This is a genomic window from Rothia nasimurium (assembly GCF_014217215.1).
Classification (GTDB): Bacteria; Actinomycetota; Actinomycetes; order Actinomycetales; family Micrococcaceae; genus Rothia; species Rothia avistercoris.
In genome coordinates this window covers 1337966-1351093 of record NZ_CP056080.1, presented here as the reverse complement: position 1 = coordinate 1351093, position 13128 = coordinate 1337966, and the positions used below count along the sequence as shown (strand labels likewise).

At 55.5% G+C, this 13128-nt stretch carries 13 protein-coding genes; 7 read left to right on the top strand and 6 right to left on the bottom strand.

Annotated features, from left to right (window positions below; all coding sequences use genetic code 11):
- Positions 1-10: 10 nt before the first annotated feature.
- Both HWU94_RS06310 and HWU94_RS06305 read right to left on the bottom strand, forming a co-directional pair.
- Positions 11-778, bottom strand: a complete 768-nt coding sequence (locus HWU94_RS06310; RefSeq protein WP_185172971.1) for an ABC transporter permease — start codon at positions 776-778, stop codon at positions 11-13.
- On the bottom strand, positions 775-1806 hold the full coding sequence (locus HWU94_RS06305) for an ABC transporter ATP-binding protein (RefSeq protein WP_185172970.1): 1032 nt from the start codon (positions 1804-1806) through the stop codon (positions 775-777). The genes HWU94_RS06310 and HWU94_RS06305 overlap by 4 nt, the downstream gene beginning before the upstream one ends.
- Before the next feature lie 142 nt (positions 1807-1948).
- On the opposite strand from HWU94_RS06305, the gene HWU94_RS06300 reads away from it, so the two are divergent.
- The 6 genes from HWU94_RS06300 (at position 1949) to HWU94_RS06275 (ending at position 7032) form a co-directional block, all read left to right on the top strand.
- Entirely contained in the window at positions 1949-2707 is a 759-nt protein-coding gene (locus HWU94_RS06300) for a metalloregulator ArsR/SmtB family transcription factor (protein WP_244955909.1), read from the top strand.
- A 99-nt stretch (positions 2708-2806) separates the two neighbouring features.
- Positions 2807-4264: a Fe-S cluster assembly protein SufB gene (gene sufB, locus HWU94_RS06295; protein ID WP_135011742.1), complete on the top strand. Its 1458-nt coding sequence runs from the start codon at positions 2807-2809 to the stop codon at positions 4262-4264.
- 3 nt (positions 4265-4267) lie between these two features.
- Positions 4268-5515 (top strand): Fe-S cluster assembly protein SufD, encoded by a 1248-nt coding sequence (sufD, locus tag HWU94_RS06290; protein WP_185172968.1) that lies wholly within the window; start codon positions 4268-4270, stop codon positions 5513-5515.
- Between the two features lie 29 nt (positions 5516-5544).
- The gene (sufC, locus tag HWU94_RS06285) at positions 5545-6303 is read left to right on the top strand and encodes a Fe-S cluster assembly ATPase SufC (protein ID WP_185172967.1); all 759 of its coding nucleotides are present in this window, start codon (positions 5545-5547) and stop codon (positions 6301-6303) included.
- 27 nt (positions 6304-6330) lie between these two features.
- Complete coding sequence (locus tag HWU94_RS06280; protein WP_185172966.1) at positions 6331-6660, top strand: metal-sulfur cluster assembly factor; 330 nt, start codon at positions 6331-6333, stop codon at positions 6658-6660.
- A 222-nt stretch (positions 6661-6882) separates the two neighbouring features.
- Positions 6883-7032 carry a hypothetical protein gene (locus HWU94_RS06275; protein WP_185172965.1) on the top strand — a complete coding sequence of 50 codons (150 nt, stop codon included), beginning with the start codon at positions 6883-6885 and terminating at the stop codon, positions 7030-7032.
- A 176-nt stretch (positions 7033-7208) separates the two neighbouring features.
- Here the strand turns inward: HWU94_RS06275 and HWU94_RS06270 are convergent, their stop codons facing one another.
- Positions 7209-8003: a MerR family transcriptional regulator gene (locus tag HWU94_RS06270; RefSeq protein WP_185172964.1), complete on the bottom strand. Its 795-nt coding sequence runs from the start codon at positions 8001-8003 to the stop codon at positions 7209-7211.
- A gap of 56 nt (positions 8004-8059) precedes the next feature.
- Between HWU94_RS06270 and HWU94_RS06265 the strand changes: the two genes are divergently transcribed.
- Positions 8060-9208: an XRE family transcriptional regulator gene (locus HWU94_RS06265; RefSeq protein WP_185172963.1), complete on the top strand. Its 1149-nt coding sequence runs from the start codon at positions 8060-8062 to the stop codon at positions 9206-9208.
- 299 nt (positions 9209-9507) lie between these two features.
- Here the strand turns inward: HWU94_RS06265 and HWU94_RS06260 are convergent, their stop codons facing one another.
- Genes HWU94_RS06260 through HWU94_RS06250 form a run of 3 tightly spaced genes read right to left on the bottom strand, consistent with a single transcriptional unit; the run spans position 9508 to position 13116 of the window.
- Positions 9508-10515 carry a hypothetical protein gene (locus HWU94_RS06260; RefSeq protein WP_185172962.1) on the bottom strand — a complete coding sequence of 336 codons (1008 nt, stop codon included), beginning with the start codon at positions 10513-10515 and terminating at the stop codon, positions 9508-9510.
- Positions 10516-10561: 46 nt separating this feature from the next.
- Entirely contained in the window at positions 10562-11638 is a 1077-nt protein-coding gene (locus HWU94_RS06255) for a restriction endonuclease subunit S (RefSeq protein ID WP_185172961.1), read from the bottom strand.
- A complete protein-coding gene (locus HWU94_RS06250; RefSeq protein WP_185172960.1) occupies positions 11635-13116 on the bottom strand; it encodes a class I SAM-dependent DNA methyltransferase in 1482 nt (493 codons plus the stop codon). The genes HWU94_RS06255 and HWU94_RS06250 overlap by 4 nt, the downstream gene beginning before the upstream one ends.
- Positions 13117-13128: the final 12 nt, after the last annotated feature.

Genomic DNA, 13128 nt, shown 5'->3' with positions numbered 1-13128 from the left:
ATGGGTCAGCTTAGGCTGACCATTTGAAGAATCGGGCGGCCAGGGTAGCAAAAACAACGGTTGCTATTACCAGGATGAGGTGGGGGAGCAACAGGAAGCTGTGGTAGATGTAATCCCCGCGCAGGGCGTTGCCTAAGGCGGCTGAGGGCAGCAGGTCGATGATGGAGCCCAGCCAGGTGGGGTAACGGTCGGTGGGGATGAGGATTCCCCCGGCTGCAGCCAGCAGCACCCAGGCCATGTTGACGATGGCCAGGGTTGCTTCGGCGCGCACGGTCCCGGCGATAAGTAGCCCCAGGGAGGTGAAGCAGGCTGCCCCCAGTAAGAGGGTCGGCAGGGACATGAGGACGCCGGGTACGGTGGCCGTCCAGCCCAGTAGCTGGCCGAGTGCCCCCACCAGCAGGTACTGAATCAGGAGGACCGCGAGCACCGCCAGCACCTTGCCCGCGATCAGGCCGCCCTTGCCCAGCGGGGTGGTGGAAATAAAGCGCAGCACCCCGTAGCGGCGGTCGAAGCCGGTGGCAATACCCTGACCTGAGAGCGCTGTGGAGAGCACGCACAGGGCTAGCACGCCGGGCACGGCAATGTCGACGCGGCTTACCCCGTAGCGGTTCGCCCAGGGGTCGAGAAAGCCGGTGTAGGCAAGAGCCAGTAGGCCCATGATGGGGAAGGCGATGTTCAGCATGAGCTGCTCACCGTTTTTGAGCATGGCGATGGTTTCGAACTTGCCCTGGGCTAGCACGCGGGTGAGAGTTGGTGCTGCTGTTGAGGTGGTGCTCATCGGATATCACTGCCTGATAGTTCGAGGAAGACGTCTTCTAGTGTTCGGCTGGCCAGGGAGAATTCGCCGGGCATGTAGCCCTGGGCTGCCCAGTAGGCGGTGAGGTCGGCTAGATGCTGGGCCGTGAGCGGGCCGGTGAGCTGGTAGTGACCTTGGGGTTCTTCGACCAGGTGCAGGGGGGAGTCGCCTGCGGGCCAGATGGCTGAAAGGGTGATGCCGGGCGGTGCGGTAAAGGTGAGGCAGCGGGCGTCGTCCTGCCCGCTGGCTAGCACCTGGGCCATGGTTCCGGCCAGTACGACCCTGCCGTGCTCAACCATGTAGACGTAGTCGGCGATGCGCTGGGCGTCATCGAGCAGGTGGGTGGTGAGCACAACGGCTACACCTGCGTCGCGCTGTTCGCGGATGATGTCGAAAACGACGCTGCGCGATTGGGGGTCAAGGCCGGCGGTGGGCTCGTCGAGAAAGAGAATGTCGGGCCGACCGATGATGGCAGCGGCCAGGGAGACCCGCTGCTTTTGCCCGCCCGAGAGTCTGCGGATGGTGGTGCCGTTAAAAGCATCGATACCGAGTCGGGCTGCCAGGGCGTCAACGTCGAGGGGGTTGGTGTACATGCTGGCGATGTGCCGCAGCAGGGGAAGCGGACGGACGGACGGGGGTAGACCGCCGTCCTGCAGCATGATGCCGACGCGGGCACGCAGTTCAGGGGAGGCCCCCCAGGGGGTGTGACCGAGCAGGGAGATGCTGCCGCCGGTGGGTTTGAGCAGGCCCTGGGCGCAGGCTAGGGTGGTGGTTTTCCCGGCCCCGTTAGCTCCCAGCAGAACCGTTACCTGGCCCGGTTCAATGGTGAGGGAGAGGTGGTCTACCGCTCGTTTGAGCCCCTCGCTGGTGAGGGCGTCGGGGTGCTTGCGCGCGAAGTCCTTGGAGGGGGTGAAGTCCTTGACCAGGTTGTCAATGATGAGAGCGGCGGACGCGGGTGCATCAGATGCGCTCTCACGTGGGCTAAGGCTGGGGGGCAGGTGGTGTGTCATCACCCGTCTATTCTAGCCCTTTCGTTTCGGCTCTGGGCGGACACCTGCCACTGTACTGCCTTAAATAGGTAGTCCTTACTAGCTTAAAGGACCCCAATTACGACATACTTTATTTGTGTATTCCGCAGAGAAAGGCAGAACTGTGTCCACTAAAACTGCCCGCCCTGCAGAAACAGAGGAACGCACGCGCGACCGCGTGCTCCAGGGAGTTCTCACTCACGGCCCTGTTTCTGCGGCCAAACTGGGTGAATTGCTCAACCTCACCCCGGCAGCCGTCCGCCGCCACCTCGACGCGCTTGAAAAGAACAACCTCATCGAGGTTGCCTCCCACCGCCAGCACGGTGCCGGAGCAGGCCGTCCCGCCCGCCGCTACGTCATCGCCCCGCAGGGGCACAGTGAACTGGGCAACGACTACCTCGACATCGCCCGAGATGCCCTCACTATGCTGAAGGACGCCGTCGGGGAAGACGCTCTGCGCCAGTTCGCCTCAGCCCGCGCCAACGACATGGCAGAGCGCTACCGCCCCATCGTCGAAGCGGCAGGCGATGACGTCTCAGCCCGCGCCGAAGCGCTCGCAGAAGCAATGACCCACGACGGCTTCGTCGCTACCGCTAACGAAATGGCCCCGGCTGTTGGCATGCGGTCTAAGCTGCCCGATAACCTGCTGGCCTCCATCCAGCTCTGCCAGGGCCACTGCCCCGTGCGAGACCTCGCCGAAGACTTCTCCGTCTTCTGCGACCAGGAAACCGAAATCATCTCCGAACTTCTCGGGGTCGATGTGCGCAGACTCTCCACCATGGCAGGTGGCGCCCACGTCTGCACCACCCACATCCCGCTCGGCCGCCCACCGGCGTCCGCCCCACCAAACCCCGAAGAAACCCCAGGCGACACCGCCCCCTAAAACTTTCCACCGGTAGGGCATGCCCGGCAGGCCCTACCACTGAGAAGAAGATTTCACCGACTTACCTCGGTGAAAACCAACCCACCAAGAAAGGCCGTAATGACTGAACAGGTTGAGCGCACCGCCAACAACACCGTCATTTCAGAAATTCTGGAGGCAAACCCCGAACTCGAAGGTATCGGTACCTACGAGTACGGCTGGGCTGACTCCGATGAAGCAGGCCAGGCTGCAAAGCGTGGTCTTGACGAAGATGTCGTGCGCGACATTTCTGCCAAGAAGAACGAACCCGAATGGATGCTGGACCTTCGCCTGAAGGCCCTCAAGTTCTTCGACCGCAAGCCCATGCCCACCTGGGGTGCAGACCTCTCGGACATCGACTTCGACAACATCAAGTACTTCGTCCGCTCCACCGAGCGCCAGGCTGAAACCTGGGAAGAACTGCCCGAAGACATCCGCAACACCTACGAGAAGCTCGGCATCCCCGAAGCAGAGCGTAACCGCCTGGTCGCCGGCGTAGCTGCCCAGTACGAGTCAGAGGTTGTCTACCACCAGATCCGCGAGGACCTCGAAGCCCAGGGCGTTATCTTCCTGGACACCGACACCGCCCTCAAGGAACACCCCGAATTCTTCGAAGAATACTTCGGCTCCGTCATCCCCGCCGGTGACAACAAGTTCGCAGCCCTGAACACCGCCGTATGGTCAGGTGGCTCCTTCGTCTACGTGCCCCCGGGAGTTCACGTAGAGATCCCCCTGCAGGCCTACTTCCGCATTAACACCGAGAACATGGGCCAGTTCGAGCGTACTCTCATCATCGCTGATGAGGGCTCCTACGTTCACTACATCGAAGGCTGCACCGCCCCCATCTACAAGACTGACTCACTGCACTCAGCAGTGGTTGAAATCGTGGTCAAGAAGAACGCCCGCGTTCGCTACACCACCATTCAGAACTGGTCGAACAACGTGTACAACCTGGTGACCAAGCGCGCCATCGCCCACGAGGGTGCCACCATGGAATGGATCGACGGCAACATCGGCTCCAAGGTCACCCAGAAGTACCCGGCTGTCTACATGGTCGGTGAGCACGCCAAGGGCGAGACCCTCTCCATCGCTTTCGCAGGCGAGGGCCAGCACCAGGACACCGGTTCCAAGATGGTCCACATCGCCCCCAACACCTCATCCACCATCGTGTCCAAGTCTGTGGCTCGTAACGGTGGCCGTGCCGCCTACCGCGGCCTGGTGCAGGTGCGCGAAGGTGCCTCCCACGCTAAGAGCTCGGTGGTCTGTGACGCCCTGCTGGTCGACACCATCTCCCGCTCAGATACCTACCCCTACGTAGATATCCGCGAGGACGACGTCACCATGGGCCACGAGGCAACCGTCTCCCGCGTCTCAGAAGAACAGCTCTTCTACCTGCAGCAGCGCGGCCTGCCCGAAGACGAAGCCATGGCCATGATCGTGCGCGGCTTCGTGGAGCCCATCGCCCGCGAGCTGCCCATGGAATACGCGCTTGAACTCAACCGCCTGATCGAACTCCAGATGGAAGGATCCGTAGGCTAAATTATGGCTAACGCAGAAAACCAGGGTCACAACAACCCCGCGATTCCCGGTATGGACCAGGAAGGTGAGAAGCTCGCAACCGAGCTGGCCACCGATGACACCATCCGCGTCTCAAAGCACAACACCGACAAGGTCGAGATTGACGGCTCCCGCGCCGAGCGCAAGACCTCCTACAAGGTTGAAGACTTTGCAGCCCTCACCGGCCGCGAAGAAGACTGGCGTTTCACCCCGCTCAAGCGTCTGGGCGGCCTGCAAACCGATGAACTCACCGGTGCTGCCCCCGCCGTAGAGGTCAAGGCCCCCGCCGGCGTCCAGGTCGAGGCTATTGCCCGCGACGACGCCCGCATCGGCTCAGCCGGTATTCCCGAGGACCGCGTAGCGGCCAACGCCTGGAGCACCTTCTCCGAGGCAACCGCCATTACCGTTCCCGCAGAAGCTGAACTGGAAGGCCAGATTGAGGTTGCTATCAACGGCACCCACAAGGACGCCGCAGCCCAGCACCTCTTCATCGAGACCAAGCCTTTCTCCAAGGCCGTTGTCGTACTGCGCCACACCGGCTCAGCCGTGCTTTCCCAGAACGTTGAATTCAAGGTGGGTGACTCGTCCTCACTGACCGTCATCACCGTTCAGCAGTGGGAGGACGACGCGATTCACGCCTCAGCCCAGTACGCTGCTCTGGGTCGTGACGCCAAGTTCAAGCACGTCAACATCTCCCTTGGTGGCGACCTGGTGCGCGTCACCCCCTCCACCAAGTTCACCGCCCCCGGCGCTGAAACCGAGATGTACGGCCTCTACTTCGTCGATGCCGGCCAGCACATTGAGAACCGTCTCTTCGTAGCCCACACCGAGCCCAACTGCAAGTCCCGCGTCACCTACAAGGGTGCCCTGCAGGGCAAGGGTGCACACTCGGTATGGGTAGGCGATGTGCTCATCGGTAAGGACGCAGAAGGCACCGACACCTACGAGCTCAACCGCAACCTGATTCTCGAAGACGGCCCCCGCGCTGACTCCGTACCCAACCTGGAAATCGAAACCGGCCTCATCGAAGGCGCCGGCCACGCATCCACCACCGGTCAGCTCGACGAGCAGCACCTCTGGTACCTGCAGGCCCGCGGTATTCCCGAGGCTGAAGCCCGCCGCCTGGTCGTCCGCGGCTTCCTCAACGAGATTATTCAGCAGATCCGCATCCCCGAGCTCGAAGAACAGCTCACCGATGCCCTCGAAGCTGAACTCGCGATTTCCAACAACTAAAGCTTTACCTTTTACAGGAGAAACAAACTATGGCAACCCTTGAAATCAAGGACCTCCACGTCTCCGTTATTCTGGACGACGAAAACACTAAGCCCATCCTCAAGGGCGTCAACCTCACCATCAACTCCGGTGAAATCCACGCCATCATGGGCCCCAACGGCTCCGGTAAGTCCACCCTGGCTTCTACCATCGCTGGCCACCCCAAGTACCAGATTGATTCCGGTGAGATCCTGCTCGACGGTGAAGACGTCACCGAGATGTCCGTCGATGAGCGTGCCCGCGCCGGTCTCTTCCTGGCTATGCAGTACCCCGTCGAAATCCCCGGCGTCACCATGAGCAACTTCCTGCGTTCAGCCAAGACCGCTGTTGACGGTGAAGCTCCCGCCCTGCGCACCTGGACCAAGGACGTTAAGGCAGCCATGGAGAACCTATCCATCGACCCCGCCTTCATCTCCCGTAACGTCAACGAAGGCTTCTCCGGCGGCGAAAAGAAGCGCCACGAGATTCTGCAGCTGGAACTGCTCAAGCCCAAGTTCGGTATTCTCGATGAGACCGACTCCGGCCTGGACGTCGACGCTCTCAAGGTCGTTTCTGAGGGTGTTAACCGCGCTCACCAGGCCAACGACATGGGCGTTATGCTGATTACCCACTACACCCGCATCCTGCGTTACATCAAGCCCCAGTTCGTTCACGTTTTCGTGGACGGCAAGATGGTAGACCAGGGCGGCCCCGAGCTCGCTGACCGTCTTGAAGAAGAGGGCTACGAGCGCTACCTGGCTGCTAAGTAGTAGCGGCTGAACTGAAAGGTGACTGCTATGTCAGAAGCCCCCGCTGGTGCCCCCAGCCAAGAGGTTATCGAAGAAGCCCTCATGAACGTGATTGACCCCGAACTGGGCGTCAACATCGTTGACCTGGGTCTGCTCTACGGTATGCGCTGGAACGATGAAGGCGCCCTCGTGCTCGACATGACCCTGACCACCGCTGCCTGCCCCCTGCAGGACGTCATTGAGGAACAGGTTCAGCAGAACCTGGAAACCATGATTGATGAGTGGCACGTGAACTGGGTTTGGATGCCCCCGTGGGGCCCCGAGCGCATCACCGAGGACGGCCGCGACCAGATGCGCGCCCTCGGCTTCAACATCTAACCAAGGCGGTTAACATGTGAGGACGCCGCCCCGCACCCTTCCTGCCTTCGGGCAGGGGAGTGCGGGGCGGCGTCCTTGTTGTATCCGGTTAAAGGTCGCTGAAGAGCCCACTCCCGCTGAGCCCAAGCGCATTGCTGAGGCTCCTGCCAACGGTACCGTCATTAACAAGGCTGCTCCCATTGAGCCGTTTGCGGCTCCGGCAGAAAACTCTGAGCCGGCGCTGTGGACTTCGGCGCTGCCCGCACCACCCCGCTGGTCATTGAGATTCCGGCCTCTGACCTCAAGCAGGGTAAGAACTCCATTGCGGTGCTGGTCAACTCCACCACCAAGGGTGCAGCAACCACCTTCGACATGATTGGTGGGGTGCGATAGCGCAGGTTTAAAACTGCGCCAGCCTCTGAAAACTCCCCGTGCCTAGATTTTTTGAATCTAGGGGCGGGGAGTTTTATCTGTACGAGTGAGCGAGCGTGCACCAAATCGCTGAGCGTGCGCACGGTCGGTGCACGCTCAGCGATATGACGCACGCTCGGTAAGGGAAGAGGCGGTTGCTAGTCCCAGGTGGGGTTAGCCAGGTCCACCCCGACCCGTTGGGACTCAGCTTCGATGGCGTCGGCCAACCACTGAGCCAGGCCCGGCTGCTGGGACTCGTAGTAGCTGGTGAACCGCTCATCGGTAATATAACCGCGTGAGATTAGGTAGTGCTTGGCGGGGGTGACGGGGAAGAACTCGCTCAGCAGCTGACGGTGGGCGCGGACGAGCTCGCCCGCCTCGGCGCTGTCTGTCGGCAGGTTGCGGCGCACGGCGTCCCCTAATTTTCCGTCCATCTCAGCAGCGCGATTCTTGTAACCCGCCCAGTCCTCCTTACTCCAGGTGGCGGTGCGCTGCTGGCTGATAGCCCAGTCATCTGTGCCGGTGTAGCGTTCCTCAGCTTCGGCCTGGTAGTCGGCAAAATTGGCGTCGCCGAGAACTTCGCCGATTTCAGTGAGGGTGAGTTTCTTGTTTGTCATTTCGTTCTCCATGAGGGTGTCGATAGCAGCGACCATAGCCGAAAGCTGCTGTTGCTGGTCCATGAGAGCCTGGCGTTGCCTGCGGAGGTGCTCCAGGCTGGTTGAGCTACTGGCCAGGGCTTCTTTTATATTGGTGAGTTTCATGCCGGTTGCCCGGTAGATGAGAATCCGCTGCAGGGTCTCAATATCATCGGGAGTGTACAGCCGATAATTCGACCAGGTACGCTCAGCAGGGGCAACCAGCCCGAGGGATTCCCAGTGGTGCAGGGTGCGCACCGTGACACCAAGAGCCTGCGCTACTTCCCCTACCGTGTAGAGGGTTTCTTGATCCTTCATGTTTCCATTGTGGGGTCTAACGTGGCGTGAGGGTCAAACGCGAACTAAGTTAGATATTGACCGTAGCAAAATTCCTGATATTGGTGGCGGAGACGTTGAGTTCCAGATTGCATAGTAGTTACCCTGAGCGTGTTGCCCTCGCCCGTAAACGGCGGGGGCATACCCGTGTGTCTTTGGCACAGGAGCTAGGAGTGACTGACCGTACTACTCAAAAATATGAAAAAGAGGGCGCCCCTGATTCGGCAGTCAGTCAGTTAGCTCATGTTCTTGGTTACCCGGTTGAGTATTTTTCACGCCAGCCGCAGGTGGTGGTTGAGGTTGACGGTGTTAATTTTAGGGCTGGTCGTGCGGCTACTCGCAGTGCGCGTGATTCTGCCGTTGCAGCTGGCGTTACCGGTATTGAGGTCATGCAGTGGGTGGAGGATAAGTTCACCCTACCTTCAATTGTCGTGCCCTCATTCGAGGGAATAGCCCCAAGGGTAGCTGCTCAGTTGCTTCGTGAAGAGTGGGGGCTAGGTACTAAGCCCCTACCGAATTTGGTGCAGTTGTGCGAGTCGCGGGGTATTAGTGTGATGGTGCTTCCAGGCGCTGCTATGCAGGTTGATGCTTTCTCGCTCTGGTATGAGGGTAAGCCCTATATTTTTATTGCTCGGCAGAAGACACCCGAGCGTGCCAGGTTCGATATTGCTCATGAGCTGGGCCATCTTGTGCTGCACCGGTATGCTCCGGTTGATGATTCTTCGGCTGTGCAGGAACGCGAGGCGGATGAGTTCGCGTCTGCCCTGTTAATGCCTGATTCGCTGCTGGCCGAGTATCTCCCTCAGAATGCTTCGGCGGAAGATCTTGTAGAGGCTAAATATATTTTTCAGGTATCTGCCTTTGCTTTGGCAACTACTTTGCATAAGGTTGGGCGGATGACTGATTGGATTTACCGGAAGGTGTGTATTGAGCTGACGCGCCGGGGGTATAGGGACGGCGAGCCTGAGGGTATGGGAGTGTTTGAGCAGTCCAGGCTCTTCCCGCAGGTGTTCGCAGCTGATAAGGGCGGTGCTGTGACGGCTGAGCGTATTGCTGCTGACCTTGCGGTGCCGGTTGATGATGTGCTGACCTTGACGTTTAGTACTCGTCTGCGCTTGGTGCAGGGGGAGGGCAAGAGCGAAAAGCATGGTGAGAGCGGACGCCCGGCCCTGCGTGTAGTGCGATGAGCCACGCCCCGAACCTGTTTTAGATTATTTCTGTTACAACACCTGGGGGTGCTTCACTGGCTGATTGCATGGCCACTGTTTTCCCCTGGATGCTAGCGCTCAATGCTGAGGACCGTGAGCTATGTGCCCGTGAACTAATAGACACGGCCCGAGCTGCTTTTGCTACCAACCAGCCAAAGACTTTGCTGGTAGAGGTAACGAGCTGGTTTGAGTCCGCGACTGCGCTTGCTGCTGGGCTGGATCAGGTAGAGACAGAGTGGCTTGCTGCTCAATACTGACTTTGTTATTTTTCTGGGGTTCTACGAGAATTTTTCTATAGCTAGATTGGCGAGATTATCACTTGATATATATTCAAAAATATATTTAACCTCAGTTCTAAAAGTTTTGCAATTATTGATTTCTATTAAAATTTCATCAATTCCCAAATGTTCCCGATGAAGGTTTGCTATATTATTGAGTAGAATCTCAATCGACTCTGAATCTGACAGGGGTTGCCTTGAGTGCACTTGGCCTATACCAACTGTGGATTCAATGCCGGTTAATCGGACAAATAAATTTTCAAAGTATCTAATAATCGAAGGTCGATTTAAGTTTTCAAATATAAGAATTGAAATAAGCAGTGAGTATAGATAATTACTTGACTCTAGCGAGGCTCGGCGCAGAACCTCATTATATTTCTTGGATATGTTTAAAAGTTCGGTATTGATAATTTGATGCTTTCTATCTTCTTTTTCAATCCTCACTTTTTCTTCCCTGGTGATTGCTGGCTCTGGTTGCTGAAAGAAGTTAAAGTACCAGATTAGAACTAAGGCAACAAACAGTGATCCCCATGCGTTGTCTATTAGTGAATTCCAAGAGGGTGAGAGGCGAATAATTAAATCAGTTTTGATAAATAAAAACCAAATAAATATCGATGCCGCAATTGGGATTGAAAGCGCTACTAGGTGGAATAGAAAATACTTAAACTTTCTACATTCTATCAGGAATGGCCTGTAGTTTCTGTGAATCCAGTGCGTGCCGCTTGCTAAAATTGCTACCAGCAGGTAGTAGTAATTTGATATATTTAAGTCTTTACCTGCGATTTTGTATAGTGTTCCTATTTGAAATGTGAAAACAATACAATAAATCAAAAATCTTGATAGAAATGTTTTGACTAGAATTTTTGGATTATTCCCGATGAGTGACAGTGGAAGGTATCCTATAAATGTAGGAGGCTGCTGTCTTGATTTTGACTCCAGTAACGAAAACAGCATTTGTATTAGAAAAAATCCAAAAATTACAAATATTGTTAGATATACAGCTGTCATTATTTTTTATTTCAACTAAAATAGGGGATTTATTTTTTGTATTTTATTACAAAGTGAAAAAATTATTAAAATTGATTATTTTTGCATTTTCCGGTTCGATGATGGGTATTTTTGTTAGTTCTTTTGCATTGATGTTGGCTTGGTTGACAGCAGTTTTTGCTAGTTTCCGCCGGAGCTTACGACCGTAATCACTGTTAAGGAAAGCTGCAACAAAATGAGCGTGGTCAGGATTCTTAAACCGAACCCGCACCAAGTAACCAGCATAGGCTAGTTTCTCGTCCGTCAGCACAACAGCAGCTTTACCAACTTTTTCCTTTGAATTGGTGCGGTTGAATAAGAGGTCGCCCTTGCGAACTGTATACTTCTCAACCTCTTTAGGAGACAAGTCCATATATTTGAGATCAGAAAGGTCTAACTTTCCATCATCGGTAATATTTCCCATGCGAAGCACAGGATATTCTCCCGTAGCACCTGCCTTAGCTGAGGTGCCATATTGAGTAGACTCCGCTAAATCGCCGATTGTTGTCATTTCAAATTTATTTTCCCAAGTTTCTGGATTGCCAAAAATTGAAATAAAAAGTGACCGTTCAAGCTCTTCGAAAAGCTCCTGCTGGCGCTCACGTTTTTGTTCAATAAGTTTCTTTAGCTGATGTTGCTCAACAATTCTTTTCTGCTCATTTATGTTTGGTAGTTGAACGGGGAGAGCAAGAAAAACATCTTTCGGTAGCGACCTCCGTCGAGCTGTGCTTCCTTGCAGTTTTGCCTTATAGTAGGCTAAAGAGCGATCAGATTTTAGGGCAAGTCCTAAGTAATTAATATCAACACCTTCAATGTCGACGAGATCCCAAATCCCATATGCAGGACTAACGATAGCTTCATCGTATAGTTGCTGGAAATCAAGAACCCCTTCATCAATCGGAAAGCTCACTACAAGTTGTCCACGTTTGACTACTTTATATCCCGATAAATCTTTACTTGCGATTGATTTCTTGAACTTCTGGTTCTGATCCATCAATCCTTTATGCATGGTCATAGACAAAATTGGATACGAGCCATTCCCCGCCTTGATTACTTTTGCAGGCTTTATGAGTGATCCAAGTGGGACATCTTTGTTTGACTTCACAGCCCCATCACCTTCTTCAGTTGCTCGATGTGCTCGCCAATTTCGCGCTGGGTCTGCTCCAGCTCCGCAATAATCTCCTCCGGGGAACGGTAGACCACCTCTTCAAAAACCAGCTCCTTATAGCGGTTAATAGAGAGGTCATAGCCCTGCTCCACAATCTCACTCTTAGGAACAGTAAAAGACTTCTCCGTGCGGGCCCGCTCACGCTCAGTCCCATCACGATCAGCCCAGCGCTTCAAAACCTCCGGCAGGTCATTAGCCTCAACCGGGTTGCGCTTATCATCTAAGCTGAACCCATCAGCCTCAACATCAAAGAACCACACCTCATCAGTGCCACCCGAATTCGTCTTCGTAAAGAACAAAATCGCGGTCGACACGCCCGCATAGGGCTTAAAGACACCCGAAGGCAACTTCACCACAGCGTCCAGCTTCTGGTCCTCAACCAAGGCGCGGCGAACGTCCTTATGCGCCTTCGACGACCCAAACAAAACACCATCGGGCACAATCACCGCAGCCCGCCCACCGGGCTTCAACAACTTCAAAAACAGAGCCAAAAACAACAGCTCAGTCTTCTTGGTCTTAGCGACCTTCAACAAATCCTGACTCGTCGCCTCATAATCCAAGCTCCCCGCAAACGGCGGATTCGCCAGAATCAAAGAGTACTTCTCGGCGTCCTCACTGGCACCCTCACTCAAAGAATCCCGGTAACGAATATCAGGGTTATTCACCCCGTGCAGCATCATATTCATCGACCCAATACGCAACATGGTCGAATCAAAGTCATACCCGTGGAACATACCCCCATGGAAATGCTCCCGATGCTTCGCACTCGTAAACGGATCACGATTCTCACGCACCCACTCAGCAGCCGCCACCAAAAAACCAGCCGTACCGCAGGCAGGGTCCACAATGACGTCCTCAACATCAGGGGCCATCATCGCCACCATCAACTCAATAATGTGGCGCGGAGTGCGGAACTGACCATTTGTACCCGACGTGGCCAACTTCGACAGCATGTACTCATACAAGTCACCACTCGTATCAAGATTATCGAGAGCAATCGTGTCTAACTGGTCAACAACCTTAGCCAGCAAGGCAGGGGAGGGAATACGGAAAGTAGCGTCCTTCATATGCTGCGAATAAGTGGACGCCTCGCCACCCACCTGGCTCCCCAAGTTCCGTAAAAAGGGGAAAATCCCAGAATTCATCAGATCAAACATGACCTGCGGATCCTGATTCTTAAAATTCTGCCACCGCAACAGCTCCTGACCCTCACCAAACACCGTGTTCTCCACCGGGCGGCCAGTCAACCGAGCCTTCTTCTCAGCACGAGTCTGCACATCATCCAAACGGCGAATAAACAGCAGATAAGTCATCTGCTCGATAACCTCTAGCGGGTTAGAAATACCACCCGACCAAAAATCGTTCCAAATACGATCAATACGCGATTTAGTCTCGCCCGAGATTGCAATAGCCATAGCTCTAAGTAT

Coding starts and splice junctions, on each gene's coding strand:
- sufC (WP_185172967.1), top strand. CDS start 5,545: ATGGCAACCCTTGAAATCAAGGACCTCCACGTCTCCGTTATTCTGGAC.
- sufD (WP_185172968.1), top strand. CDS start 4,268: ATGGCTAACGCAGAAAACCAGGGTCACAACAACCCCGCGATTCCCGGT.
- HWU94_RS06305 (WP_185172970.1), bottom strand. CDS start 1,806: ATGACACACCACCTGCCCCCCAGCCTTAGCCCACGTGAGAGCGCATCT.
- HWU94_RS06310 (WP_185172971.1), bottom strand. CDS start 778: ATGAGCACCACCTCAACAGCAGCACCAACTCTCACCCGCGTGCTAGCC.
- HWU94_RS06260 (WP_185172962.1), bottom strand. CDS start 10,515: ATGACAGCTGTATATCTAACAATATTTGTAATTTTTGGATTTTTTCTA.
- HWU94_RS06250 (WP_185172960.1), bottom strand. CDS start 13,116: ATGGCTATTGCAATCTCGGGCGAGACTAAATCGCGTATTGATCGTATT.
- HWU94_RS06270 (WP_185172964.1), bottom strand. CDS start 8,003: ATGAAGGATCAAGAAACCCTCTACACGGTAGGGGAAGTAGCGCAGGCT.
- HWU94_RS06280 (WP_185172966.1), top strand. CDS start 6,331: ATGTCAGAAGCCCCCGCTGGTGCCCCCAGCCAAGAGGTTATCGAAGAA.
- sufB (WP_135011742.1), top strand. CDS start 2,807: ATGACTGAACAGGTTGAGCGCACCGCCAACAACACCGTCATTTCAGAA.